General features: G+C 75.0%; 28 protein-coding genes and 1 tRNA gene. 13 read left to right on the forward strand and 16 right to left on the reverse strand.

The annotated features are described in order from the left end of the window. Positions 1 to 47: 47 nt before the first annotated feature. Positions 48 to 323 carry a hypothetical protein gene (locus QOZ88_RS20455; protein ID WP_306001547.1) on the reverse strand — a complete coding sequence of 92 codons (276 nt, stop codon included), beginning with the start codon at positions 321 to 323 and terminating at the stop codon, positions 48 to 50. Positions 324 to 364: 41 nt separating this feature from the next. On the opposite strand from QOZ88_RS20455, the gene QOZ88_RS20460 reads away from it, so the two are divergent. Further along, positions 365 to 1,003: an MBL fold metallo-hydrolase gene (locus tag QOZ88_RS20460; RefSeq protein ID WP_306001548.1), complete on the forward strand. Its 639-nt coding sequence runs from the start codon at positions 365 to 367 to the stop codon at positions 1,001 to 1,003. A gap of 24 nt (positions 1,004 to 1,027) precedes the next feature. Here the strand turns inward: QOZ88_RS20460 and QOZ88_RS20465 are convergent, their stop codons facing one another. The 3 genes from QOZ88_RS20465 to QOZ88_RS20475 form a co-directional block, all read right to left on the reverse strand. Beyond that, entirely contained in the window at positions 1,028 to 1,306 is a 279-nt protein-coding gene (locus QOZ88_RS20465) for a GlsB/YeaQ/YmgE family stress response membrane protein (protein ID WP_244523971.1), read from the reverse strand. Between the two features lie 225 nt (positions 1,307 to 1,531). After that, positions 1,532 to 2,014: an SRPBCC family protein gene (locus QOZ88_RS20470; protein WP_306001549.1), complete on the reverse strand. Its 483-nt coding sequence runs from the start codon at positions 2,012 to 2,014 to the stop codon at positions 1,532 to 1,534. Then, positions 2,004 to 2,744, reverse strand: a complete 741-nt coding sequence (locus tag QOZ88_RS20475) for a GntR family transcriptional regulator (RefSeq protein WP_306001550.1) — start codon at positions 2,742 to 2,744, stop codon at positions 2,004 to 2,006. Before QOZ88_RS20475 ends, QOZ88_RS20470 begins: the two co-directional genes overlap by 11 nt. Before the next feature lie 150 nt (positions 2,745 to 2,894). On the opposite strand from QOZ88_RS20475, the gene QOZ88_RS20480 reads away from it, so the two are divergent. Beyond that, a complete protein-coding gene (locus tag QOZ88_RS20480) occupies positions 2,895 to 3,467 on the forward strand; it encodes a TetR/AcrR family transcriptional regulator (RefSeq protein WP_306001551.1) in 573 nt (190 codons plus the stop codon). A 168-nt stretch (positions 3,468 to 3,635) separates the two neighbouring features. Here the strand turns inward: QOZ88_RS20480 and QOZ88_RS20485 are convergent, their stop codons facing one another. Next, on the reverse strand, positions 3,636 to 5,045 hold the full coding sequence (locus QOZ88_RS20485) for a metallophosphoesterase (protein WP_306001552.1): 1,410 nt from the start codon (positions 5,043 to 5,045) through the stop codon (positions 3,636 to 3,638). Between the two features lie 148 nt (positions 5,046 to 5,193). Further along, positions 5,194 to 5,820, reverse strand: a complete 627-nt coding sequence (locus tag QOZ88_RS20490; RefSeq protein WP_306001553.1) for a CYTH domain-containing protein — start codon at positions 5,818 to 5,820, stop codon at positions 5,194 to 5,196. Between the two features lie 64 nt (positions 5,821 to 5,884). Here QOZ88_RS20490 and QOZ88_RS20495 point away from each other — a divergent pair, with 64 nt between their 5' ends. Together QOZ88_RS20495 and QOZ88_RS20500 are read left to right on the forward strand one after the other, a co-directional pair. Continuing rightward, positions 5,885 to 6,850, forward strand: coding sequence for an endonuclease/exonuclease/phosphatase family protein (locus tag QOZ88_RS20495; protein WP_306001554.1), 966 nt, complete (start codon positions 5,885 to 5,887; stop codon positions 6,848 to 6,850). Between the two features lie 93 nt (positions 6,851 to 6,943). Further along, positions 6,944 to 7,750: a DUF2382 domain-containing protein gene (locus QOZ88_RS20500; RefSeq protein WP_306001555.1), complete on the forward strand. Its 807-nt coding sequence runs from the start codon at positions 6,944 to 6,946 to the stop codon at positions 7,748 to 7,750. Between the two features lie 13 nt (positions 7,751 to 7,763). On the opposite strand, the gene QOZ88_RS20505 is transcribed toward QOZ88_RS20500, so the two are convergent. The 9 genes from QOZ88_RS20505 to QOZ88_RS20545 form a co-directional block, all read right to left on the reverse strand. Continuing rightward, the gene (locus QOZ88_RS20505; RefSeq protein WP_306001556.1) at positions 7,764 to 8,525 is read right to left on the reverse strand and encodes a nitrilase-related carbon-nitrogen hydrolase; all 762 of its coding nucleotides are present in this window, start codon (positions 8,523 to 8,525) and stop codon (positions 7,764 to 7,766) included. Then, positions 8,522 to 9,706, reverse strand: a complete 1,185-nt coding sequence (locus tag QOZ88_RS20510) for a pyridoxal phosphate-dependent aminotransferase (protein WP_306001557.1) — start codon at positions 9,704 to 9,706, stop codon at positions 8,522 to 8,524. The genes QOZ88_RS20505 and QOZ88_RS20510 overlap by 4 nt, the downstream gene beginning before the upstream one ends. Before the next feature lie 36 nt (positions 9,707 to 9,742). Next, entirely contained in the window at positions 9,743 to 9,958 is a 216-nt protein-coding gene (locus QOZ88_RS20515) for an RNA-binding S4 domain-containing protein (RefSeq protein ID WP_306001558.1), read from the reverse strand. A 4-nt stretch (positions 9,959 to 9,962) separates the two neighbouring features. After that, positions 9,963 to 10,688, reverse strand: a complete 726-nt coding sequence (locus QOZ88_RS20520; RefSeq protein ID WP_306001559.1) for an MOSC domain-containing protein — start codon at positions 10,686 to 10,688, stop codon at positions 9,963 to 9,965. 1 nt (position 10,689) lies between these two features. Further along, positions 10,690 to 11,607, reverse strand: coding sequence for an aldose 1-epimerase family protein (locus tag QOZ88_RS20525; protein ID WP_306001560.1), 918 nt, complete (start codon positions 11,605 to 11,607; stop codon positions 10,690 to 10,692). 89 nt (positions 11,608 to 11,696) lie between these two features. Beyond that, complete coding sequence (locus QOZ88_RS20530) at positions 11,697 to 12,764, reverse strand: hypothetical protein (RefSeq protein ID WP_306001561.1); 1,068 nt, start codon at positions 12,762 to 12,764, stop codon at positions 11,697 to 11,699. Further along, positions 12,761 to 13,411, reverse strand: a complete 651-nt coding sequence (locus QOZ88_RS20535; RefSeq protein ID WP_306001562.1) for an RNA polymerase sigma factor — start codon at positions 13,409 to 13,411, stop codon at positions 12,761 to 12,763. The genes QOZ88_RS20530 and QOZ88_RS20535 overlap by 4 nt, the downstream gene beginning before the upstream one ends. A 278-nt stretch (positions 13,412 to 13,689) precedes the next feature. After that, positions 13,690 to 14,043, reverse strand: a complete 354-nt coding sequence (locus QOZ88_RS20540) for a hypothetical protein (RefSeq protein WP_306001563.1) — start codon at positions 14,041 to 14,043, stop codon at positions 13,690 to 13,692. Positions 14,044 to 14,123: 80 nt separating this feature from the next. After that, on the reverse strand, positions 14,124 to 14,606 hold the full coding sequence (locus QOZ88_RS20545; RefSeq protein ID WP_306001564.1) for a GNAT family N-acetyltransferase: 483 nt from the start codon (positions 14,604 to 14,606) through the stop codon (positions 14,124 to 14,126). Positions 14,607 to 14,683: 77 nt separating this feature from the next. On the opposite strand from QOZ88_RS20545, the gene QOZ88_RS20550 reads away from it, so the two are divergent. The 3 genes from QOZ88_RS20550 (at position 14,684) to QOZ88_RS20560 (ending at position 16,882) form a co-directional block, all read left to right on the forward strand. Next, positions 14,684 to 15,847, forward strand: coding sequence for an acyl-CoA dehydrogenase family protein (locus tag QOZ88_RS20550; protein WP_306001565.1), 1,164 nt, complete (start codon positions 14,684 to 14,686; stop codon positions 15,845 to 15,847). 88 nt (positions 15,848 to 15,935) lie between these two features. Then, on the forward strand, positions 15,936 to 16,382 hold the full coding sequence (locus QOZ88_RS20555; protein WP_306001566.1) for a DUF1707 SHOCT-like domain-containing protein: 447 nt from the start codon (positions 15,936 to 15,938) through the stop codon (positions 16,380 to 16,382). 122 nt (positions 16,383 to 16,504) lie between these two features. Then, a complete protein-coding gene (locus QOZ88_RS20560; protein ID WP_306001567.1) occupies positions 16,505 to 16,882 on the forward strand; it encodes a nuclear transport factor 2 family protein in 378 nt (125 codons plus the stop codon). A 56-nt stretch (positions 16,883 to 16,938) separates the two neighbouring features. Here QOZ88_RS20560 and QOZ88_RS20565 read toward each other — a convergent pair. Then, positions 16,939 to 17,024 (reverse strand) — tRNA-Leu (locus tag QOZ88_RS20565). Between the two features lie 175 nt (positions 17,025 to 17,199). Here QOZ88_RS20565 and QOZ88_RS20570 point away from each other — a divergent pair. From QOZ88_RS20570 to QOZ88_RS20595, 6 genes are all read left to right on the forward strand, one after another. Then, on the forward strand, positions 17,200 to 18,018 hold the full coding sequence (locus QOZ88_RS20570) for a DUF3662 and FHA domain-containing protein (RefSeq protein ID WP_306001568.1): 819 nt from the start codon (positions 17,200 to 17,202) through the stop codon (positions 18,016 to 18,018). 85 nt (positions 18,019 to 18,103) lie between these two features. Continuing rightward, on the forward strand, positions 18,104 to 18,562 hold the full coding sequence (locus QOZ88_RS20575) for an FHA domain-containing protein FhaB/FipA (protein WP_091930897.1): 459 nt from the start codon (positions 18,104 to 18,106) through the stop codon (positions 18,560 to 18,562). Continuing rightward, positions 18,559 to 20,061, forward strand: a complete 1,503-nt coding sequence (locus QOZ88_RS20580) for a PP2C family protein-serine/threonine phosphatase (RefSeq protein ID WP_306001569.1) — start codon at positions 18,559 to 18,561, stop codon at positions 20,059 to 20,061. The genes QOZ88_RS20575 and QOZ88_RS20580 overlap by 4 nt, the downstream gene beginning before the upstream one ends. Further along, the gene (locus QOZ88_RS20585; protein WP_306001570.1) at positions 20,061 to 21,467 is read left to right on the forward strand and encodes an FtsW/RodA/SpoVE family cell cycle protein; all 1,407 of its coding nucleotides are present in this window, start codon (positions 20,061 to 20,063) and stop codon (positions 21,465 to 21,467) included. Before QOZ88_RS20580 ends, QOZ88_RS20585 begins: the two co-directional genes overlap by 1 nt. Next, positions 21,464 to 22,906, forward strand: a complete 1,443-nt coding sequence (locus QOZ88_RS20590; protein ID WP_306001571.1) for a peptidoglycan D,D-transpeptidase FtsI family protein — start codon at positions 21,464 to 21,466, stop codon at positions 22,904 to 22,906. Before QOZ88_RS20585 ends, QOZ88_RS20590 begins: the two co-directional genes overlap by 4 nt. Then, positions 22,906 to 24,639 carry a protein kinase domain-containing protein gene (locus QOZ88_RS20595; RefSeq protein WP_306001572.1) on the forward strand — a complete coding sequence of 578 codons (1,734 nt, stop codon included), beginning with the start codon at positions 22,906 to 22,908 and terminating at the stop codon, positions 24,637 to 24,639. Before QOZ88_RS20590 ends, QOZ88_RS20595 begins: the two co-directional genes overlap by 1 nt. Positions 24,640 to 24,663 lie beyond the last annotated feature (24 nt).

Raw genomic sequence — 24,663 nt, forward strand, 5'->3', positions numbered from 1 at the left:
CGGGCCGGCGGCAGGGCGTCAGGGGGTCGCCGTCGTCGGCGACCGGTTCACCGGGCGAGCGCGGCGCAGGCCGGGCAGACGTCGGGGGCCTGCAGCGGCCACGGCTGCTCGGGGGTGACCCGGGCCAGCGAGCCGCAGACGGTGAGCTCGCAGGCGCTGTCCACCTCGGCCGGCGGCCGGTGCAGCTCCACGGCGTGCCACAGCGCGGCGGTCGGGCCGTGGGCGCGGCTGCGGGCGGCGGCGAACGCGGTGGTCTGCAGCATCATGCGGAAGACGTCGGCAGCGCGGCGGCCGCAGGTGACGGTCTGCGGGGGGTTGCTCACCCCGAGGGGTGAGCCCCGGGGGCGGGGTGCAGGATCGGGGCATGGAGCTCACCAAGCACGGGCACGCCTGCGTGGTCCTCTCCGACGGCGAGCGCCGGCTGGTCATCGACCCCGGCGCGTTCACCGACCCGGTCGCGCTCGACGGCGCGACGGCGGTGCTGGTCACGCACGAGCACGCCGACCACTTCGTCGCCGACCGGCTGCGGGCTGCGCTGGAGGCCACGCCGTCGCTGGAGGTGTGGACCAACCGGTCCGTGGCGGCCGCGCTCGAGGGGGCCGGGAGTCGCGTGCACGTGGTCGGGGCCGGCGACGCGGTGACGATCGCCGGGTTCGAGGTGCAGGTGCACGGCGAGCTGCACGCGGAGATCCACCCCGAGCTGCCCCGGGTGGCCAACATCGGCTTCCTCGTCGACGAGCAGGTGTTCCACCCCGGCGACGCCTTCACCGTGCCGGGCACGCCCGTCCCGACGCTGCTGCTGCCGCTGCACGCGCCGTGGTCGCGCACGGCCGACGTCATCGACTACGTGCGGGAGGTGCACGCCGACCAGGCGTTCGCCGTGCACGACGGGCTGCTCAACGACACCGGGCTCGGGGTGCTGAGCGGGTTGCTCGGGGAGCGCGGCCCGGGGACCCCGACGCCGTACGCGCGGCTGGCGCCCGGGGAGTCCGTCGAGCTCTGAGCCCGACGGCGCCCCGGGGCGCGGTCAGCGGACGGCGCCGCGCTTCGACCGGCCGGAGATCCCTTCCGCGACGCCCACCAGCAGGACGGCCGCAACGACGGCGACGACGAAGCCGATCACGTTCAGCTCGAAGATGGTCCCGCTGCCGATCAGGCTGGCGATGATCCCGCCGATCAGCGCGCCGACGACACCCAGGGCGATCGTGCCCAGGAAGCCGAGGTGCTGCTTGCCCGGCGTGATCAGCCGAGCCAGCACACCGATGACGAGCCCGATGACGATCAGTCCGAGAAGGTCCCAGATCACAGTTGCTCTCCTTCGTCCGTCCGGTGCCGCAGCGACCCCGGTCCGGGCCGGGTGCGCACACCGGCGCTCGGCGTGACCACTACCCCTACACTTTGCAGCGATGCGTCATTTCCTGGATAGAGGTGGCGATCACGGCCTGGCAGGAGGTAGTGGCGCGAGAGCGTGGTCGGGCCCCGTCACCGGCTGCGCGCCCACGGCCCGCTGGAGCGGGCGCAGCACCGCCGGTCAGCCGCGCCCGGCCGCCTGCGCCACGTGCTCGGGCACCTTGGCGAGCTCTGCGTCGACGGTGCGCTGCACCAACCGGCGCACGGCGTTCCGCGTCAGCCGGCGGACCACCCGGCTCCCACCGGTGGGCTCGTGCCCGATGGTGATCGACACGTGCGTGCCGCCGTCGGCGGTGTCGGTGAGCTCGATCTCCGTCGTCCACGTCTCGGGCGTGAGCTCCAGGCGGGTGCCGACCCGCGACTGCGGCTCCCAGGTCACGATCTCGCCGCGGGGTGCGCCGGCCCGGGGAGCGGCCCCCGCGAGCTCTCCGGGGGCGCAGACGAAGGTGGTGCCGACGCCGGGGCTGCCGGCGCGGTCCAGCACGTAGGAGACGTCGCAGACGGCGCAGTAGGGCTCGAGCACCGCCAGCGCGCGCCAGACCTCCGCACGGCGCTGAGGCACCTCCCGGGCACCGGTCGCGGTGGTGCGCACGTCAGCGCCCACCCACGGAGACCTCGAACTCCACCTGGCTGACGTCCGGCCGCAGCCGGGAGAAGCTGTGCACCTGCGGCCGGCCGCCGCTGTCGCGCACCGTCGTCCGGACGACGAGCAGCGGCGAGCCGGCCACCACGCCGAGCGCGTCGGCCTCGTCGGGGGCGGCGGTGCCGACGTCCACCACGATGCGGGCGTGGGCGAGGTCCGCGGAGTACTCCCGGCGCAGGTAGTCGTAGAGCGAGCCCTGGCTGAAGTCCGCGTCCACGGCCCCGGGGTAGGCGTCGGCCGGCAGGAAGCTGTGCGCGACGTGGTTGGGGGTGCCGTCGACGCTGCGCAGCCGCACCAGCTCCACGACGTCGGACGCCGGTTCCAGCTTCAGCTCGGTGGCCACGAGCGCCGGCACCGGCACGACCCGCTGGGTGAGCACCGCCGTGCCGACCTGGGCTCCCTGCTCGGTCATCACCGAGTTGAAGCCCGCGATGCGGTGCACGAAGCTCTCGCGGTACTCGTGCCGGATGGCCGGGCGGGTCACGTAGGTACCCCGGCCCTGCTCGCGCACGAGGTGCCCGTCGGCGACCAGCCCGTCCACGGCCCGGCGCAGCGTGATGCGGCTGACCCCGTACTCGGCGCAGAGGACCGGTTCGGGCGGGAGCAGCGTGAGCTCGGGCAGTGCGGCGACCCGACGGCGCAGGTGCTCGCGGACCGACAGGTACTTCGGTCCCGCCCCGGCATTCACCACGGGGCCAAAGGTACTGCCCGAGGAGACGTCTGGTCGTCATGTCGTATGGGACGTCACATCCCGTGAGCGGCGGTGTGCATCATGCAACCAACGTGACGGTCCGCGGTGCGGCGGCTGGCAGGGACCCGACCGGCGACCGATGATCACCGGGTGACCGACTCACCGGACTGGCGGAGGCGCAGGTGGGAGGCCACCCACCAGCGCATCTTCGAGACCGCCGTGGGGCTCTTCGAGACCGAGGGCTTCGACCAGGTGAGCGTCAGCCGCCTCGCCACGGCGGCGGGGGTCTCGGTGCCCACCTTCTACGCGCACTACCCGAGCAAGGAGCACGTCGTGATGCGGCTCATGGCGCCGGCGCAGGTGGCCGCGCTCATCGCCGCGCAGCCGGCCCACCTGCCCCTCGCGGTGCGCATCCGCCGGGCGGCGGTCGAATCGCTCACCGGGATCGGGGCCGAGGTGCGTGACCAGCTGCACGCGCGCTGGCAGATCATCGCCGGGAGCAGCTCGCTGCGGCACCGTGCCGGGGAGTTCGACCGGATCACCGCGACGATGGTCGCCGAGGCATGCGCGGACGGAGGGCGGCCGCGGCCGGCCGATCTCGTGGTGGCCAGCGCCTACCTGGCCGCCTACACGACGGGGCTGCTCACCTGGGCCGACGGCGACGGCGAGCACACGCTCGAGGAGTGCATCGAGGCCGCCTTCGACGCACTCGCCCGGGCCTAGGTTCGGAGCACGGCGACTCGCGGGGGGCGGTTCCCGGCCCGCCGTGCGACATCGCCGTGCCGAGGCCCGCGGTCCGATCGCACGGGAGTCCAGCCGCGTCACCGGACCTCCAGCCGCACCGTGACGCGGCTCGACGTCCGCTGGAGCGGCTGGACGTGCTGACGCCGGTCAGCGCCCGGGGGCCCGGAGCTCCACGACCGTGACCTCCGGGCGGGCCCCGACCCGCATCGGCGGGCCCCAGTACCCGGCCCCCGAGGTCACGTACAGCTGGGTGTCGCCGTGCCGCGACCAGCCCTCGACCGCGGGCTGGTCCAGCCGCACGGCGTGGTCGAAGGGCCACAGCTGCCCGCCGTGGGTGTGCCCCGAGAGCTGCAGGTCCACCCCGGCGGCCGCGGCCTGCTCCACCTGCACCGGCTGGTGGGCCAGCAGGACCACGGGCGTGCTGCCGTCCCGGCCGTCCAGCGCGGCGTCCAGGTCCGCGCCGTGGCCGGGCAGTCCCGAGGCGGCCGCCGTCCGGTCGTCGATCCCGGCGAGGTCGAAGGACGCGCCGCCGCGGCGGATCGCCACCCGCTCGTTGCGGAGCACGTCCACGCCCAGGGTCGGCAGGTGCCGCATCCAGGCCTGGGTGTCGACGAAGTACTCGTGGTTGCCGGTGACGAAGTAGACGCCCTGCTCGCTGACCAGGTCCGCCAGCGGGGCGACGTCCTCCCGCAGCTCGTCGACCCCGCCGTCGACCAGGTCGCCGACGATGGCCACGACGTCGGGGCGCTGCTCGTTGACCAGCTCGACCACCCGCTCGAACCGCCGGCCGCCGTAGGTCGCCGACAGGTGGCCGTCGGAGAAGGTGACGATCCGCAGCCCGTCCAGCGCCGGGTCCAGCCCGCGCAGGGTCACCGGGACGCGCCGCACCACCGGCGCCGAGTTGGCGAAGTACGCGCCCGTCCCGGCGGTGCCCAGCGCGACCGCGCCGGCGGTCACCGCCAGACCCCGGGCCAGGAAGCGCCGCCGGTCGATGACATTGCCGTCCTCCCGGACGGCACCGCCACCAGGTGCCGTCCCCGACTCGAGCAGAGCCGCTGCGACGTCCCTGCGCGGAGGCCTCCGGCCCCCACTCGGGACGACCTCGGTCTGCACCTCGCCGTCCGCACCGCCGTGCACCCCGCCGTCCTCCCGGACGGCACCGCGGTGCACACCGCCGTCCTCCCGGACGGCACCGCGGCCAGGTGCCGTTCCCGGCCCGTGCGGAGCCGCTGCGTCCAGCCCTCGCGAAGGCCTCCGGCCCTCACTCGGCAGGACCGGAGTACTCACCCGGCGCCCGATCAGGGCGTTCCCCAGCAGGCGGACCGGTTCCAGGACGACCAGCGCTAGCACGGCGTAGAGGGCGATGCCCAGCCAGCTGTAGCCGATCCAGCTCAGCGGGGCGGCGGCCTCGATCGGGAGCAGCCCGCGGGAGAGCAGCGCCGCCACCGGCAGCACGGCCATGACCACGGTGAGCGCGGTCAGCCGGCGGCGCAGCCGGCCGGGCCCGGTGGTGCTCCGGACCAGCCGGAACCACAGGTAGGCGTGCAGCAGCGCCACGGCCAGCAGGACGACGGTCCCGAAGCCCAGCAGACCGATGAGGGACAGGGGGGGACCTCCGGCGGACGGGATGGTGCGGCGGGACCGGACGGTGCGCGCCGGTGCAGAGGATGGACGACGGACGGCGGTGCGGCGTTCCCGGGTGGGATCAGCCGCTGCGGCCCAGCCGCGAGGACAGCGCGAACGCGAGCTTGGACGCCCGCGGCGACGGGCGGGCGCCGGCGGCCACCAGCACCTCCCCGACGGCGGCGAGCACCGCCTCGGGCCCGTCGACGAGCTCGACCTCCAGCTCCCGCCAGCTGCGCACCTCGGGTGCTCCTCCGGCGGTGCCGGCGGCCACCGTCGCCGTGACCGTGTCGTCGGCCAGCTCGGCCAGCACCCGGCCCGCCGCGTCGCGCAGCGCCGTCACCACCCGCCGGGTGCGCATCGTCACGACCGGCGCAGGCACCTCCCCGGCCAGGAGGCCGCCGATCACGTCGAGGAGCTCGGCCGGGGCGACGTCGGTGCCGTCGGCCAACGGCGCGTGCAGCTCGCGGCGGGCTGCGCCGGCGGGCAGCTTGAGGTGCCAGCCCTCGTCCGGTCCGCCGGTGCGGCGGCGCAGCGTGACCCGGGTGCGCACCAGCCGGAGGTCCGCGGTGTCGTGGTAGACCGCCGCCAGCTCGTGCGTCACCGGCCCGGCGACGGCCGCGACGCCGGGGACCCCGTCGAGGGCGGGCACGGCGAACTCCCCGTCGACGTCGAACTTGCGCTCGATCTCGAGCTGCTCGGCGACCACGCGCCCGACCGTAGGGCACCCCGCCGGGCGGCAGCTCCCCGGTGCCCTGGTTAGCGTGGCGGGCATGGCCCCGCCCCGCGACCACCGCCGGTGGGCCGTCGCGGCGGCCGTCCCGTGGGCGGTCTGGGCGGTGCTGCGCCGCACGGGGACCGAGCGGGGCTTCCCCCTGGTGCCCGCGCTCGCCTTCACCCCGTACGCCGCCGGCACCGCCGTGCTGCCGTTGGCGGTGGCCGTGCGGGCCCGGTCGCGCACCGGCTCCCTGCTCGCCGCCGCATCGGCTGCGGTGCTCGCCGCGGCGGTGCGCTCGCACCGGGGCCGGCCCGCGGTCGCACCCCCACCGGCGGGCCGGCGGCTGCGGATCGCCACGGTGAGCCTGCGGCGGGGGCTGGTCCCCGCCGAGGCGGTCGTCGAGCTGGTCCGCCGGCACGAGGTCGACGTCTTGTCGGTGCAGGAGCTCACCCCCGAGGCCGAGCAGCGGCTGCTCGCCGCCGGGCTGGCCGAGCTGCTGCCGCACGCCCACGTCGTCCCGGCGCGGCCGGGCAGCGAGCCGGCGGCCTCCGGAGCGGTCTGGAGCCACCTGCCGCTGGACGCCCGGAGCGCGGTGCCGGGCGGGTTCGAGCAGCCCGCGGTGCGGCTCCCGGGTGGGCCCGGGCCGGAGGTGGAGGTGACCGCGGTGCACACCCGTCCCCCGGCCACCTCCCCGGCCGCCGTCCGCGGGTGGGCCGAGGACCTGGCCGCGCTCCCCGGCCCCGACCCGGCGGTCCTGCGGATCCTGGCGGGTGACTTCAACGCCACGCTGGACCACGCGGCGCTGCGCGCGGTCCTGCGCCGGGGGTACCTGGACGCCGCGCGCGCCGTCGGCCGCGGGCACGTGCGGACCTGGAGCCCGCTGCGCTCCCCGGTGCCGCGGCTGGGTCTGGACCACGTGCTCGTGGACCCGCGGCTCGCCGTCGCCGGCTGCCGGTTCGTCCCCGTGGCGGGCAGCGACCACCGGTCGGTCGTGGTGGACCTGGTGCTGCCCGGCGGCTGAGCGCCCGGCCGCCGATGTTCACCGAGCCCGCCCGCTGGGCAGCCCCGACGTGGTGGCGCGCGACGAGGCGCGCCCCACGGAGGGAGCCGGGCCATGTTGAGCGAGCACGAGGTCACCGCCGCGATCGGCAGCACCGCGTACGGCGACGGCGGCGACAAGCTGGGCACCGTCGAGCACTTCTTCGTCGACGACCGGACCGGGGAGCCGACCTGGGTGGCGGTGACCACCGGGCTGTTCGGCACCCGCCACTCGATCGTCCCGGCCCGGGAGGCGTCCTGGGAGGACGGCCGGTTGCGCCTGCCCGTCACGGCGGACGCGGTGACGAGCGCCCCGGCCGTGGAGGGCGCCCACCTCGACCCGGGGGACGAGGCCGAGCTGCGCCGCCACTACGGCCTGGGCGGGGAGCAGGCGGCGACGGCGCCGGCAGGCCGCCACCGCGAACGCGAGGACGCCGGGACGCGCGACGCCGGGACCGCGCAGCACACCCCCGGCGCCATGACCCGGAGCGAGGAGCGGCTGCGGGTCGGCACCGAGCAGGTCACCGCCCGGCGGGTCCGCCTGGTCAAGTACGTCGTCACCGAGGAGGTGCAGGTGACGGTGCCGGTCCGACGCGAGGAGATCCGGGTGGAGGAGGTGCCGCTGGAGGGCACCGGGACGGCGGGTACCGGGACGGCGGGGGAGGCCGGCGTCGAGGAATCGCTGGTGCCCGAGGGCACGCCCACCACCGGGCTGCCGGACGAGATCGTGCTGCACGCCGAGCGGCCGGTGTTCGGCGTCGAGGTGGTGCCCGTCGAGCGGGTGCGGCTGCGGACCGAGGTGGTCGAGGGCCGGGAGACGGTGACCGAGCAGGTGCTACGGGAGCAGATCACCGTCGACCGGGACGACGCGCCCCGCTCCTGACCGGCCGGGCGGCTCAGCCGCGCCGGTCGGCGAGGAACCGCAGCCGGTCGCGGGTGGCCGCCACCTCGGCGGCGTCGACGTCGGCGAGCAGGAGCGTCTCGGCGCCGGCGGCGGTTGCCAGGAGCTCGCCCATCGGGCTGACGATCCGGCTGTCCCCGGTGTGCTCGGTGCCGTCCCCGGCGGTCCCGACGCGGTTCACCCCGACCACGTAGGCCTGGTTCTCGATCGCCCGGGCCTGCAGCAGGGTCTGCCAGTGGTGCCGCCGGGCGGCCGGCCAGTTGGCCACCACGACGTAGAGGTCGGTCTCCAGGGCGGCGTGCCAGAAGACGTCGGCGAAGCGCAGGTCGTAGCAGATGAACGGGGTGATCCGCAGGCCGCCGACGGTGACCGTGACCGGCCCGTCGCCGGCGCGGAACCGCTCGCGCTCGCCCCCGTGGGTGAACGGGTGCAGCTTGCGGTACCGGTGCGCCGTGCCGTCCGGCCCGGCCAGGACGAACGAGTTGTACGGCAGCTCCTCGCCGGGAGCGATCTCCGGGCAGCTGCCGCCCAGCCACACGCCGTGCTCCGCCGCCTGCGCGGCGAGGAAGGCCGCCGAGGGCCCGTCCTCGGGCTCCCCGATGCCCGGCGTCATGGAGAAGCCGGTCGAGAACGTCTCGGTGAGCAGCACGAGCTCGGCGCCGGCCGCGGCGGCGCGGGCCACCTGGCGGGCCAGCCGCGCGAAGTTGGCCTCGCGGTCCTCCCAGACGATGTCGTGCTGCACCGCAGCCACCCTCATGCCAGCCTCCTCAGCCGCTCGACCGCCTCGGCGAGCACGGCGTCGTTCTTGCAGAACGCGAACCGGACCAGGTGCCGCCCCAGGGCGGCGTGCTCCGGGGTGTAGAAGACCACGGTCGGGATCGCGACGACGCCCGCCCGCTCCGGCAGCGCCCGGCAGAAGGCCAGCCCGTCGCCGTCCGGCTGCACCCCGCGCACGTCGACGGTGGCGAAGTAGGTCGCCCGGGGGCTGATCACCGGCAGTCCGGCATCCCGGAGCCCGGCGACCAGGACGTCCCGCCGGTACTGCAGGTCGCGGGCGATCCCGGTGAAGTACGCCCCGGGCAGCCGCAGCCCGGCGGCCACCGCCGGCTGGAAGGGGCCGGCGTTGACGTAGGTGAGGAACTGCTTGGCGGTGCGGACGGCGGCCACCAGCGCCGCCGGGCCGCAGACCCAGCCCACCTTCCAGCCGGTGACGTTGAACGTCTTGCCCGCGGAGGAGACGACGAGCGTCCGCTCCCGCATGCCGGGCAGCGTGGCCAGGGAGACGTGCCGGGCGCCGTCGAAGACCAGGTGCTCGTAGACCTCGTCGGTGAGGACCACGAGGTCGTGGGTCGTGGCCAGCTCGGCCAGCACGGCGAGCTCCTCGCCGCTGAGCACCGTGCCGGTGGGGTTGTGCGGGGAGTTGACCAGCAGCAGCCGGGTGCGCGGGGTGATCGCGGCGCGCAGCTCGGCCTCGTCGAAGGTCCACGGCCCCGCCCCGTCCTCCGGCGGGTGCAGCGGCACCGGGCGGATGACACCGCCGGCCATCGCGACCGAGGCGCTGTAGCTGTCGTAGATCGGCTCGAAGAGCACCACTTCGTCGCCGGGCTCGAGCAGGGCGAGCATCGCGGCGGCCAGCGCCTCGGTGGCGCCGGCGGTGACCAGCACCTCGGTGTCGGGGTCGTAGGCGGGCGAGCCGCAGGAGCGCTGCCGGTGGTCGGCGACTGCGGCCCGCAGCTCGGGGATGCCGGGGCCGGGCGGGTACTGGTCCGCGCCGGTGCCGATGGCGGCCCGGGCGACGTCGAGGACCTCCGGCGGGCCCGGGTAGTCGGGGAAGCCCTGGCCCAGGTTGACCGACCCGGTGGCGACGGCGAGCGCGCTCATCTCGGCGAAGATCGTCGTCCCGAACCCGCGCAGCCGGGACGCCAGCGGTGCGGTCATACGGCTCCCTCCGGGGGCGGTTCCACGTGGAACCGGTTACTTGATCCGGACGTCCTCGTGCCCCTCGATGGTGACGGCGTCGCCCGAGCGCAGCTGCCGGCCGCGGCGCTCCTCGGGCTCCCCGTTGACCGAGACCGCGCCCGCGAGCAGCACGTCCTTGACCTGGGCGCCGGTGGGGACGGCGTCGACCAGCTTGAGCAGCTGGCCGAGCCGGATGCTGTCCTCGCCGGGACGCAGGTCGACGATGCGCATGGGCTCAGTCTGCCGTCCGGCGGAGCTCGTCACCGACCCGGACCCGGCCCGCGGTGAGCACCGCGGCGCGCACGGCGAGCACCCCGTCCCGCTCCCGGTGCACGGTCTTGAGCACCGAGGTGTCGCGGGCGATCCCGCCCGGCTGGGGGCGGGTGGTCATGACGCAGCGCGGGATACCGGTGCCGAAGCGCAGCCGCGCCCCGCCCAGCTCGGCCTCCGTGCCCCGGAGCGCGTCCTCGCCGGCGCCGTCGAGGACGACGTTGGCCCGGAAGCGGCGGCGGTCCCAGGTGCCGAGCGTGCCGGTGGAGACCAGCGAGAGCCGGATCCGCGGGCTGTCGTGGAACGGGCCCGGCGCACCCTCCCACTGCAGCCACTCCGCGGGGTCGGGCCCGTCCTCGTCCACGGCCGACTCGTAGGTGGGGACGTCGACGTCGTCGTCCGGCGCCGCCCGCAGCTCCACCCGGCGGCCCAGCCAGCCCGACAGCACGGCCTCGTCGACGGTGGTGGTGCCGTCGGGGAGCACGACCTCGACCCCGCCGTCCGGCCGCAGCCGAGCCGCGCCGAAGAGCAGCTCGGGCACCCGGCGGGCGGTCAGGCCGAAACCGGTGTCGCGGTCGAAGAGCGCCCAGCGGCGGTCGCCCTCGATGCCGAGCGGACCCACCTCGCCCTCGGTCAGCCGCTCGCCCTGCAGCGACTTCACCGGGTAGCGCCAGAGCTCGCGCACGCGCATCTCAGGCCGCCGGGGTCCAGGCGAGCGACCAGGTGCCGGCCCACTCCGCGCCCGGCTCGAGCACCTGCAGGTCGACGTCGTCGGCGAGCGCGTTCGGCGGGCAGGTCATCGGCTCGACGGCGAGGCTGCGCCGCCGCTGGCCCTCGGGGAGGGTGTCGCCGGTGTAGACCTGCAGCCAGGGCCAGGCGGCGTCGGCGGAGACGGTCAGCTCGCCGGCGCTCCCCCGCAGCCGGACGTGCCACCAGCCGTCGTCGTCGCGCTCCAGATCGGTGAGCGGGGTGTCGAGCGCACACTCGCCGATCCGGCCGACGGCGCCGTCGTACGGCCGTCGCTCCCCCGTCGGCAGGCCGCCGTCCAGCACCAGCTCGGTGCGCGCCGGCAGTGTCAGCTCCGCCTCGCCGATCCCGCCGTCGTCCACCTCCCCGACCGAGAGGTAGGGGTGGAAGCCGGCTCCGAACGGCGCCGGGCGGTCACCGGTGTTGCGCACCCGGAGCGTGCTGGTGAGCCGGTCGGCGGAAAGGACGTGGTCGACCGCGACGGCGAGCCGGAACGGGTAACCGGGCTGCGGCTCCACCGTCGTCCCGACCGTGACGGACCCGTCCGCCTCCGCGAGCACCGTCCAGGGCTGCCAGGTGACCAGCCCGTGGATCGCGTGCGGCTCCTCGGGCGAGCGGACGTCGAGCTGCAGCCCGGTGCCCTGCCAGCTCCACCGGCCGTGCCGGAGCCGGTTGGGCCAGGGCACCAGGGTCGCGCCGCGCCAGCCGGGGAGCACCCGCCCGGCCGGGTAGCCGTCGAGCACCTCCCAGGAGCCGACGGTCAGCCGGCGCAGCGTCCCGCCGCGGAGGTCGACGACGAGAGCGGCGTCGCCCGCGGTGAGCTCCACCTCGGTGGGCGCGGTCTCGGGCCAGGTGTCGGGCATGCGGTCAGCTCACCACACCGGCGCACGACAAGGATCCGCGCACGCACCGCCCGGGGTCTCGGGCGGTGCATGCGCGGATCCGTACGGCGTCAGGGGTTGTAGGTCACCTGCTCGGCCATCTGGAGAACCTGCTCCTGGGTGAACGCCTCGGGCGCCTGCAAGACGAACGTGGTGCCGTCCTCGAATTGCGACTGCAGATACCACCCCTCGTAGCGGTGACCGTCGACCACGTAACCGATGTCGACGCGGACCAGCTGCGCGGGACGACCGTTGACGGTCACGTCGAGCTGCGGGCCCATCGGTCCGCTGACCGACTCCCGGATCTCGTCGGCAGGGATGACGTCCTCGGGCAGCGGGATGTGGACGGTCAGCTCCTGCGCCTCGTAGGCGTCGTTCACCAGGGTGAGGACGCGACCCATCTTGTATGCCCGGATCGACCACCCCTCCGGTGCGAGTCCCACGTCGAGCGTGGCCGGCTGCGGGCGGTCCACCAGCGAACCGGCCACCTCCTGCAGCTGCTCGGCGTCGGCGTAGTCACCGTGGCCCAGGAGGGAAACCCACTGGTCGTCGCGGCGCTCCCAGCTGAGCCACGCGAAGCGGCGCCGCTCGGTCACGCAACCGGTGGCGGTGTCCTCGACGCACCAGTTCCGCTCGTAGGTCACCACCTCCACCTCGTCGTCACCCAGGGAGGCGGCGTCGACGTCCAGCTCCTGGTAGCCCGGAGCCCCGTCGTCCCCCTGACCGGTGCTCTCCGGCGCGTCTTCCCCGACGTAGACGGTGAAGCCGTTCTCCATGGCCGCGTCATCGTAGGACGCGATCGTGGCCCCGTCCCCGTCCCCGTCGAAGGCCGGCCGCAACCCCGGGGGAGCGGGTTCGAGCGACAGAGGAAAGGTGGGCATCTCGAAGTCGACGAGGGTGACGCTGGTGGCCGGCGTCCCGGGACCGTCGGGGGCGGCGATGACGACCGCGGCGGTCCAGGCGGCGGCCACCGCCACCGCCGCCACCCCGGTGCGGACGACGAGCCCCCTGCGCGGGCGCCGCCGGGGGGCCGGGCCCTCGATCTCGGCGAGCAGCGCGGCGCGGGCGGCCGAGCGGGCGGCGGGGGACAGCGGCGGCGCCTCGGGGCCCGCCTCGCGGAGCAGCGTGAGGTCGTTCATCGGTCCTCCTCCTCGGAGGTCGGCGCGAAGGGGGAGACGTCGCCGAGGGCGGCGCGGGTCTGGCGGCGGGCGCGGTGCAGCCGGGAGCGGACGGTCCCGACCGGGACGTCGAGGACGGCGGCGATCTCCTCGTAGCCCAGCTGACCCCAGGCGAGCAGCAGCAAGGCATCGCGGTCGCGGGGCTTCAGCCCGGCCAGCGCGGCGGCGAGCGGACCGCGCATCGCCTGGGCGTCCAGCCGGTCCGCGGCCTCACCCGGGTCCTCGCCGTGCCGCTCGGGTTCGGCGGCGGCCCGGGCCAGCGCGCGGTAGCGGCGCTGCTCGGTGCGCCGGTGGCCGTGCACCACGTTGGTCGCGATGCCGAGCAGCCACGGCCGGACCTCGACGTGCTCGGGACGGTAGGCCGCGCGGCGCCGGAACGCGACGAGGAAGACCTCGCTGAGCAGGTCGTCGGCGAGCTCGCCCACGCGGCGGCCCAGGTAGCGGTGCACGGTCGCGGCGTGCCGGTCGAACAGCGGGGCGAACTCCGCCGGGTCGTCGACCGACCGGGCCATCAGCTCGGCGTCGCCGGGGAGGGCGTCGGGGAGCGCCCGCAGCCGCGGGGGCTCGGTAGGTGGACCGGCGGACCGGTGCATCGCCGTCGGGGTCACGGTTGGTGATGATCCGGCCGCGATCGGTGAAGTCGTCACACCCCTTGATGTCCGGTGCGGCGGATCCGGTTCACGCCGCCCGTCGCGCTGCACCCCGCCGCCGGTGCGACAACAGGTGGGCAGAGATGCGGGGCGTCGGACCAGACGAGCGAACACCGTGCGGGGCCGGCGTGTCAGGGCCTCGACTCCCGTGGTGATGTCCCACAGGACCGCCCACGTGTCGCCGTGCTGGCCCCGCCGGGGGCGGCGGCCGTTCCCGGGACCCCTGTGCGCTGCGCTCAGGCGCAGTTCTCGTCGCCGTAGCCGGTGACGGTCCCGGCGGCGGAGAGGAACTCCTGGGCGCCGTCCTCGCCCAGCTCGCCGCTGGTCACCGCGCCCTCCAGGTCGCCGTCGGCCGGGAACATCTCGGCCATGAGGTCCGCGGCCTCCTGCACCTCGTCCCCGGCCTCGTCCGGGACGACGTCGGCCAGCTCCTCGAGCTCGGCCTTGGCCTGGTCGGTCTCGTCCGACTGGATCTGGTCGAGCGCCTCGTACTGCGCGCAGAAGTCCTCGACGCTCGCGCCGCCGCAGGCGGAGAGCGTGAGCGGCAGGGCGGCCGCGACGGCGGCCACGGCGAGCGGGCGGATGCGCATGGGGATCCCTTCGGCGGGCGGTCGGTCGACGGTGCCCGACCGCGTCGGCACACCCTCACACACCCGGTCGCGGTCCCTGGTCAGCGCGGAGCAGGGACGCCCGGCCCGGCGACGGCCCGCTCGAAGAACAGCGAGCCGGCCGCGTCGGGGTCGCCCACGTAGTCCCCGAAGGCCCCGATCGGCCGGTAGCCGGCGCCCGAGTAGAGGCCGATCGCCTCCGGCTGCAGCGGGCCGGTCTCCAGCCGCAGCGTCGTCCAGCCGCGGGCACGGGCGGCGTCCTCCAGCGCGGTGAGCAGCGCCTTGGAGACCCCGCGGCCGCGCGCGGCCGGCACCACGTACATGCGCTTGACCTCGGCCGCGCCGTCCCCGAGTTCGCGGAGGGCACCGCAGCCCACCGCCGTCCCGCCGTCGTCGCGGGCCAGCAGCACCACGGCGACGTCGGAGGCGGAGGGGTGGGTGCCCGGCTCGTCCTTGCCGCCGTAGCGGGCGCGCACCTCGGTCTGCTGGTCGGTGGTGAGCCGCCGCACGCCGGGGTCGTCCCAGGCAGCCGCCTCGATGATCACGGACGCCGATCCTGCCAACGGCCCGCGACCGCTCCCGGAGGTACCGTCCGCTGGACGCCCCCTCGAGAAGGAGCACCGTGCCGGTCGACCGCGAACTGCCCACGCCCGAGGCCGAGGACCTGCTGGCCCTCACCCGGGAGATCGCCGACGCCGAACTGGCCCCCCAGGCGGCGTCCCACGAGCGCGAGGAGCGCTTCCCCCGCGAGGTCTTCCGCCTCCTCGGGGAGGCCGGGCTCATGGGGTTGCCGTTCCCCGAGGAGGTCGGCGGCGGCGGGCAGCCCTACGCCGTCTACCTGCAGGTGCTCGAGGAGCTCGCCGCGCGCTGGGCCACCGTGGCCCTGGGCATCAGCGTGCACACGCTCGCCTGCTCCCCCATCGCGAACTTCGGCTCTGAGGCGCAGCGCCGCGACCTGCTGCCCGAGATGGTGGGCGGCACCCTGATCGGCGCCTACTCGCTGTCGGAGGCGCACGCCGGCTCCGACGTCGCCGCGATGCGTGCCGCCGCCACCCCCACCGACGACGGCTGGGTGGCCAGCGGCGAGAAGGCCTGGGTCACCCACGGCGGGCACGCCGACTTCTACTCGACGTTCCTGCGCACCCCGGCGGACGGGGAACGCGCGATCTCCTGCTTCCACCTGACCCCCGATCTGCCCGGCTTCAGCGCGGCGAAGCCCGAGGAGAAGATGGGGCTGACCGGCTCCACGACCGCGGCGATCCGGCTCGACGACGCCCCGATCCCCGCCGACCGGCTGGTGGGCGAGCCCGGCCGCGGCATGGCCATCGCCCTGGGCGCGCTGGACTCCGGCCGGCTGGGCATCAGCGCCGTCGCCGTGGGGCTGGCCCAGTCGGCCCTCGACGTCGCCGTCGCCTACGCCGTGGAGCGGGAGGCCTTCGGCCGCCCGATCGCCGAGCACCAGGGCGTGCAGTTCCTGCTGGCCGACATGGCCGCCGCCGTCGAGTCCGCCCGCGCCACCTACCTCGTGGCCGCCCGCCGCAAGGACGCCGGCAAGCCGTTCTCCCGCCAGGCCAGCATCGCCAAGCTCGTGGCCACCGACGCCGCGATGAAGGTGGCGACCGACGCCGTCCAGGTGCTCGGCGGCGCCGGCTACACCCGCGACCACCCGGCCGAGCGGTACATGCGCGAGGCGAAGGTCATGCAGATCTTCGAGGGCACCAACCAGATCCAGCGGATGGTCATCGGCCGGCACCTGACCGCGGGGGCGGTGCCGCCCGCGGGCTGACGGGTTCCACGTGGAACCGGTGACAGCTGTCAGTAGTCCCGGCCGGGCTCCGCGGACCAGACTGGTGTCCCCGAACGAGGAGAGCACCGTGGCCGAGCCGCACCTCCGCGCCGCCGACTCCGACCGCGCCGCCGTCGCCACCACCCTCGGCCGCGCGATGTCGGAAGGCCGGCTGACCGTCGCCGAGTACGACGAGCGGCTGGGCCGGGCCTACGCCGCCCGCACCTTCGGCGAGCTCGCCGAGCTCACCACCGACCTGCCCGCGCCGGCCCCACGCCCGGCGCCGGCGCGGTCGGCCCACCCGGTGCCGGCCTGCGGCAGCCGGGGGTACGGGGGGACCCACCAGGCCGTCCACCAGGCCGCCTGGGGATCGTGGTCGAGCACCGCGGTGATCGTGCTGCTGATCTGGGGCATCACGTCGCTGGCGTCGGGCCAGTTCCTCTACTTCTGGCCGTTCTGGGTGATCGTGCCGTGGGGCGCCGTCCTGCTGATGGGCCGGCTCGGCGAGCGGGCGCGGCGCCGCATCTCCGGCTGAGCGCGGCGCGCGGCGCCCGACGGGTGGGCCGGGCACGACGGGGTAGAGCGCGACGGGTGGGGCGAGGCCCGCTCCGCGGCAGCCCCCGCCGCGCCGACGTCCCAGGAGGAACCGTGCACTCGATGACCGAGCGATTCACCGCCGCGCTGCACACGCTCGACAGCGACCGCGACGTCGGGCCGATGCTCGAGATCACCGGGGACGACGCCCAGCTGGTCAAGCTCGACGAGCGCCACGAGACCTCGGGCAAGGACGGCGCGAAGGTGTTCTGGGAGGACTACCGCGACGTCTTCGGCGACCTGGAGACAACCTTCACCCACTCCGTCATCGGGGAGACCAGCGCGGCCCTGGAGTGGACCTCGACCGGCACGCTGCGCAGCGGCAAGCCGTTCACCTACCGGGGCATCACGGTCATCGAGGGCGACGAGGACCGGCTGAGCGGCGTCCGCACCTACTACGACTCGGCGGCGTTCGTGCAGGGGGCAGGCGAATCGGCCTGACCGACCCAATGCAACGAGCGCCGGCCCCCTGAGGGGGCCGGCGCTCGTCGTCTGCCTGGTGGGCAAGGGGGGAGTTGAACCCCCACGTCCTTTCGGACACACGGACCTGAACCGTGCGCGTCTGCCATTCCGCCACTTGCCCTGGCGAGGGAAGACAGTAGCAGCCGCGAGGGCCTCCGCCGCCGAGGGGGTACGGCCGCGGCACGGACGAGGACGACGTGCGGGGCGTCGCGCCTTCCTGGGCGGTCAGCCGCGCCCGGCCCGGCTACGATCACGGATGGCAGAGTGGGACGTCCGGCGAGCGCAGAGGAGCGACTGTGGGTGTGCTGCAGCGCTTCGAGCGCCGGCTCGAAGGCATGGTCGGGCTCGCCTTCGCCCGTCTCTTCAAGGGCAAGGTGCACCCCGCCGAGATCGCCAAGGCCCTCCAGCGGGAGGCCGACGAGCAGCGCTCGATCCTCGGCGAGGGCCGGGTCCTGGCACCCAACGTCTACGTGGTCCGCCTCGGCGAGACCGACTACGAGCACCTGGGCCAGTGGTCCGACCAGCTGGCCGGCGAGCTCGCCGACATGGTCACCGAGCACATCGAGGACGAGGGCTACCAGGTCTTCGACAAGGTCACCGTCGCCCTCGAGCGGGACGACGAGCTGACCACCGGCGTCTTCGAGGTCAGCTCCCAGGTCGCCGACCCGGCGCGTCCCCACGCGCGGGCCGAGGCGCCCCCGATGGCCTCCGCGCCGGTGCCCGGTCACCCGCCACTGCCCCCGCTCCCGCCGCTGCGCGGCCGGATGGCCACCGACACGGGCAAGCAGGATCCCTCCGTCGTCGGCCGCGCGGGCTCCCGCACGACGATGACGCACGTGCTCGTCGTCGACGGCCCCGGCACGCGCCACGAGCTGTCCACCGGGCGCAACGTCATCGGCCGCGGCACCGAGGCCGACATCCGCATCCCCGACACGGGTGTCAGCCGCAAGCACGTCGACGTCGTCCTCGACGGGGACGTCGCCACCGTGGAGGACCTGGGGTCCACCAACGGCACGCTCGTCAACGGCCGGCGCATCACCCGCCAGGCGCTCAGCGACGGCGACGTCGTCCGCATCGGCCACTCGGTGCTCGTCTACCGGCAGGACGGGGCGTGACCGGGTCCGTGCGGACGCAGCCGGTCGGGATCCGGGAGCAGGCGCTCCGCCGCGATGCCGGGCAGGTGCAGGGCGGGGTGCGGCCGTGACCGAACTCGTCGTCCAGATCTTCCGCTTCGGCTTCCTCCTGCTGCTGTGGCTGTTCATCTTCGCCGCGTTCCGCGTGGTGCGGGCCGACCTGTTCGGCGGCCGCCCCGGGCGCGTCGCCACCGTGCCGCCCCGCGCCGCCGCGCCGAAGAAGCGCGGGCATCGCGGCCCCAAGTCCCTGGTGGTCACCGCCGGCCCGCTGACCGGCACCAAGATCACCCTCGGTGACCAGCCGATCCTCATCGGCCGGGCCGACGACTCGACGCTGGTGCTCACCGACGACTTCGCCAGCTCCCGGCACGCCCGCCTGACCAACCGGGGCGGCCAGTGGTACGTCGAGGACCTCGGCTCCACCAACGGCACCTACCTGGACCAGCAGCGCGTGCAGGGCCCGCTGCAGGTCACCCCCGGCCAGCCGATCCGCATCGGCCAGACCGCACTGGAGCTGCGTTCGTGACGTTGGTCCTCCGCTACGCCGCGCGCTCCGATCGCGGCCTCATCCGCGGCAACAATCAGGACTCGGTCTACGCCGGGCCCCGGTTGCTGGCCGTGGCCGACGGCATGGGCGGCCACGCCGCCGGTGACATCGCGAGCAAGGTGGTGATCGCCGCCCTCGAGCACCTCGACGACGACACCCCCACCGGCGACATGCTGCAGTCGATGCGCGCCGCCGTCTTCGAGGGCAGCGAGCACCTGCGCGAGGTCATCCGCGAGTCGCCGCAGCTCGAGGGCATGGGCACCACGCTCACCGCGATCCTCTTCGCCGGCGGCCGGCTGGCGCTGTGCCACGTCGGCGACTCCCGCGCCTACCTGCTCCGCGATGGCGAGTTCAGCCAGATCACCCACGACGACACCTTCGTGCAGACGCTGATCGACGACGGCCGGATCACGCCGGAGGAGGCGAACCACCACCCGCAGCGCTCGCTGCTGCTGCGCGCCCTCAACGGGCAGGAGGTGGAGCCCGACCTCTCCATGCGCGAGGCGCGCGCCGGCGACCGCTACCTGCTCTGCTCCGACGGCCTCTCCGGCGTCGTCAGCGAGGAGACCCTCGCCGAGGCCCTGCAGAACCCCGACCCGGAGGCCACCGCCGACCGGCTGGTCGAGCTGGCGCTGCGCAGCGGCGGGCCGGACAACATCACCGTGATCGTCGCCGACGTCCTGGAGGACACCGGCAGCAACGGCCGCTTCGACCCGGTCGTGGACGGCGCTGCGGGGGACAACATCGGGCAGCGCGAGGTGGACCCGCGCTCCGCCGCCGGCCGGGCGGCCCTCGCCGACCAGGCCTCCGCCCCCCCGCCGACACCCACGCTGCCGACGGGCGGCGGCCCCTCCGCCCGCCGCCGCCCGATGCGCATCCTCCTGGTGGCGGGGGCCCTTCTCACCGTGCTGGTGGCGGGGGCGATCGGCATGTACGTGTGGGCGCTCAACAACTGGTTCGTGGGGGTGAACGGCTCCGGCGACGACCAGCAGGTGGCCGTCTACCGCGGGCTCGACGTCTCCTTCCTGGGGATGGACCTCTACCGCCTGGACCGGGGCACCGACCTCGCGCTCGGCGACCTGACCCCGGCCGCGCGCAACCGCGTGCTCGGCAGCATCACCGCGGACGACTCCGCCGACGCCGAGCGGATCGTCTCGGCGCTGGCCGACCAGCGGCTGCCGCTCTGCCGGCCGGCCACCGGGAGCGCCGCGACGCCCACGCCGACGCCCCCGGCGGCCACCCCGACGACCGCCCAGGAGCCCGCCCCCGGCGACGCAGCCCTCCCGGAGGGGCCGGCCCCGGAGGAGACGCTGACCGTCCCGTCGTGGGGGGGGGGGGCCGCCGGGGGGGGGGGGGGGGGGGGCGGGCCGGGGGGGGGGGGGTGGGCGGGGCCCCGGGCGCCCCCCCCCCCCCCCCCCCCGCGCCCCCCCCCCCCCGCCCCGCCCCCCCCGGGGGTGGACTGCCGGGAGGTCGACTGATGGCCGGGCCCGTGACCGACCCCCGCGTCGCGTCCGCCGCGACGCCCACCCGGCGGGGCACCGAGGCGCTGCTGCTGGCCTTCGCCGTGCTCATCACCGTCGTCGCCCAGATCATCGTCGACCTCACGGTGACCGGTGAGATGAGCCCGGAGATGGCCGGCTTCAGCGTGTGGATCACCGCCCTCTGGGTCGTCGCCCACCTCGTCGTCCGCAAGTGGGCGTCCTACGCCGACCCGCTGCTGCTGCCATCGGTCGCCCTGCTCGTCGGGCTGGGGCTGGCCGTGATCCACCGGCTGGACCTCGCGGCCGAGCAGGTGGGCAGCACCGTGACGCGCGAGGACGCCCCCGTGCAGCTGGTGTGGGCCACCTTGGGCGTGGCCCTCTTCGTCACGGTGCTCGTCGTCGTCCGCGACCACCGCGTGCTCTCCCGATTCGCCTACACGCTGGCGCTGCTGGGCCTCGTGCTGCTGGCGATCCCGGCGGTGCTGCCCGACGCCATCTCGGAGGTCAACGGCGCCAAGATCTGGATCCGGGTGGCCGGCTTCTCCATCCAGCCGGGCGAGTTCGCCAAGATCTGCCTGGTCGTCTTCTTCGCCGCCTACCTGGTGGACAAGCGGGACGTGCTGGCCCTGGCGAGCAAGAAGGTGGCCGGCATCGAGTTGCCGCGCGGCCGTGACCTGGGGCCGGTGCTGCTCGCCTGGATCATCTCGATCCTGGTGCTCGTGTTCGAGCGCGACCTGGGGAGCTCGCTGCTGCTGTTCGGCATCTTCGTGGTGATGCTCTACGTGGCCACCGAGCGCGCCGGCTGGCTGTTCATCGGCCTGGGCCTGTTCGCCGGTGGCGCGTTCATCGCCTACCAGATCTTCAGCCACGTGCAGGCCCGCGTGAACACCTGGCTGGACCCCTCGGCGTACTACGACGGCGCCGGGTACCAGCTGATGCAGTCGCTGTTCGGCCTCGGGACCGGCGGGCTGTTCGGCGCCGGTCTCGGCGGCGGGCGCCCCGACCAGGTGCCGGTGGCCAAGAGCGACTTCATCGCCGCCGCCGTCGGCGAGGAGCTCGGCCTGTTCGGGCTGGTCGCCGTGATCGTCGTCTACCTGATTCTGGTGGAGCGCGGGCTGCGCACCTCGCTGGTCGTCCGCGACGCCTTCGGCAAGCTGCTGGCCACCGGGCTGGCGTTCGCCGTCGCGTGGCAGGTGTTCGTGGTGCTCGGCGGGGTGACCGGGCTGCTCCCGCTGACCGGCCTCACCACGCCGTTCCTGGCCTACGGCGGGTCTTCGCTGGTGGCCAACTTCGTGCTCGTGGCGCTGCTGGTGCGGATCAGCGACGCCGCCCGCCGCCCGGCGGCACCGCACGCCGCGCCGGTGCGCCTGGGTGACGCCCCGACCGAGGTGGTGTCGCCGTGAACGCCCCGCTGCGCCGGGTGGCGATCAGCGTGCTCGTGCTGTTCACGCTGCTGATCGTCAACGTCAACGTCATCCAGGTCGTCCGCTCGGACTCGCTGCGCTCCGACACCCGCAACACCCGCGTGATCGCCGACTCCTACGACCGGGAGCGCGGCTCGATCATCGTCGAGGGCACCGAGGTCGCCCTCTCCGTCCCCACCGACGGCCGCCTCGAGTACCTGCGCACCTATCCGCAGGGGCCGTTGTACGCGCCGGTCACCGGGTACCACTCGCTGGTGTACGGCAACCGGTACCTCGAGGACGTCATGAACGACGTGCTCTCCGGTGACGACGACCGGTTGTTCGTCCGCCGCATCGCCGACCTGTTCACCGGGCGCGACCCCGCCGGCGGCGACGTCGTCCTGACCCTCGACCCGGACGTCCAGGCCGCCGCCATGGTGGGCCTGGACGGCGTGACCGGCGGCGTCGTCGCGCTGGACCCGCAGACCGGCGCGATCCTGGGCATGGCGAGCACGCCGACCTACGACCCGGGCCTGGTCTCCGGCCACGACCCCTCGGCCATCCGCGAGAACATGGAGCAGCTCACCGGGCAGGACCCCGACCCCCGGGTGAACCGCTCGATCGAGGACAACTACCCACCCGGGTCGCTGTTCAAGGTCATCGTCGCGGCGGCCGCGCTGGAGCAGGGCCTGACCCCCGAGTCGGTCGTTCCCGCCCCCCAGGAGCTGCCGCTGCCGAACAGCAGCCGGGTGATCCCGAACTTCGGTGGCTCGGCGTGCAGCCCCAGCGGCGAGCAGTCGCTTATCGACGCGCTGACGATCTCCTGCAACACCGCCTTCGCCCAGCTCGGCCTCGACCTCGGCGAGGAGCAGGTGCGCGAGATGGCCGAGGCGTTCGGGCTCGACGACGGCGGGATGGAGATCCCGCTGCAGGTCGCGCCGAGCACCGTCGGTGACATCCCCGACGACGCCGCCCTCGCCCAGGCGTCCATCGGCCAGCGCAACGTCCGGATGACCGTGCTGCAGGCGGCCACGGTCGCCGCCACCGTGGCCAACGACGGCGTGCGGATGAAGCCCTACCTCGTCGACGAGCTCCGCGCCCCGGACCTGACGGTGATCGAATCCGCCGACCCCGAGGTGCTCGCAGAACCCGTCTCCCCGGAGGTCGCAGAAGGGCTCACCGAGATGATGGTCAGCGTCGTCGCCCGCGGCTCGGGCCGCGCCGCCCGGCTGCCCGGCATCGAGGTGGCCGGCAAGACCGGTACCGCGCAGGTCCGGCCGGGCGTGCCCGACCACAACTGGTTCATGGGCTTCGCCCCGGCCGACGACCCGCAGATCGCCCTCGCCGTGTTCGTGGCCAACGGCGGGGGTACCGGCGGCGACGTCTCGGCACCGATCGCGCGCGACGTCATGGCGGCCTACTTCGACGGGCAGGGCTGATGGCACTGGGGATCGGCAGCATGCTGGCCGGGCGCTACGAGATCACCGCCCCCATCGCCACCGGTGGCATGGGCGAGGTGTGGAAGGCGCGCGACCGGGTGCTGGACCGGATCGTCGCGGCGAAGGTGCTCAAGACCGAGTACACGAACGACCCGAGCTTCCTGGCCCGGTTCCGCAACGAGGCGCGGCACACCGCGGCGCTGTCCCACCCCAACATCGCCTCGGTCTACGACTACGGCGAGACGACCGACGACAGCGGCGTGCAGACCCTGGCGTTCCTCGTCATGGAGTTCGTCGAGGGCCAGCCCCTGGTGACGATCCTGCACGAGGAGGGGCGGCTGCCGGTCGACTGGACGCTGCACGTGCTCGGCCAGGCCGCCGACGGGCTGTCGGCCGCCCACCGGGCCGGCGTGGTGCACCGCGACATCAAGCCGGGCAACCTGATCGTCCGCCCCGACGGTGTGGTGAAGCTGACCGACTTCGGCATCGCCCAGGCCCGGGACGCCGCCCCGCTGACCCGCACCGGCATGGTGGTGGGCACCGCGCAGTACCTCTCCCCCGAGCAGGCGCAAGGGATGGAGGTCACCGCCGCCTCCGACGTGTACTCCCTCGGCGTGGTCGGCTTCGAGTGCCTGGCCGGCGTCCGCCCCTTCGACGGCGCCTCGCAGGTGGCCATCGCGCTGGCCCACATCAACCGGCCGCCGCCCCCGCTCCCCGGTGACATCCCCCCGGCCGTCCGGCTGCTGGTCGAACGGGCCCTGGCCAAGGACCCGGCGGACCGGTTCACCGACGGCGGTGCCTTCGCCGACGCCGTCCGCCGCATCGCCGCCGGCGACGGCCTGGCCGCGGCCGGCCCCGCGGTGGCCCCGGCCACCGCCCCCACCCAGGTCGTGGAGGTCGGGGACGGGCACACCCAGGTCTTCGCCACCCCGGCCGCCGGGATGCCCGCGGTGTCGCCCGCTACCGGTGGCCGCCCGATGCCGCCGCTCCAGGCACCGCCGGACGACGACGACTGGGCCCGTGGCGACGAGCCACCGGCGCGGCGCACCCTGCGCTGGCTCTGGCCGGCCGCGGCCCTGGTGCTCCTGCTCCTGGTCGCCGGCACCACGTACGTGCTGCTGAACAACCCCGGCGGCGACACCGGGCAGGACGCCTCTCCCACCACCACGGCGGCGACGAGCAGCGCCGAGACCGGCGGCATCCTCCTCGACCCGGACCGGTACGTCGGCCGGGACGCCGACGAGGTGGAGGAGGAGCTGCGGGAGGCCGGGTTCACCTCGGTCTCGCAGGAGGAGGCCAGCGCAGGGCTGCTGACCGCCCTGGGCCAGACCCTGGACGAGGGCGACGTCGCGGGCATCGACCCGGCCGGCGTCGAGGCGGCGCCGGACACCCCGATCACGCTGTTCTACTCGGCCGACGACTACGACCCCGCGCCCGTGGAGGACGACGAGGGGGAGGGCGACGGCGGGGAGGAGACGGCGACCCCCACCACGACCGCGCCGCCGACGACCACCGCCCCGACCGGGACGACGCAGCCGTCGGAGGAGACGTCGACGACCACCACGGCGACGACGACGAGCCCGTCCACCTCCGCGGGGGGCAGCCCCGCACCGACCACCAGGACTACGCCGCCGCCACCACCGCCGCCACCGCCGCCACCGCCGGATGAGCCGGACGACCCGGAGACCGACCCGGACGCCAATGCGGCGACGACCCTGGATGACGGACAGTGAGCAGCTCGACACTCGCGTCCCGGG

The sequence above is a fragment of the Blastococcus carthaginiensis genome, assembly GCF_030731085.1.
Lineage (GTDB): Bacteria > Actinomycetota > Actinomycetes > Mycobacteriales > Geodermatophilaceae > Blastococcus > Blastococcus carthaginiensis.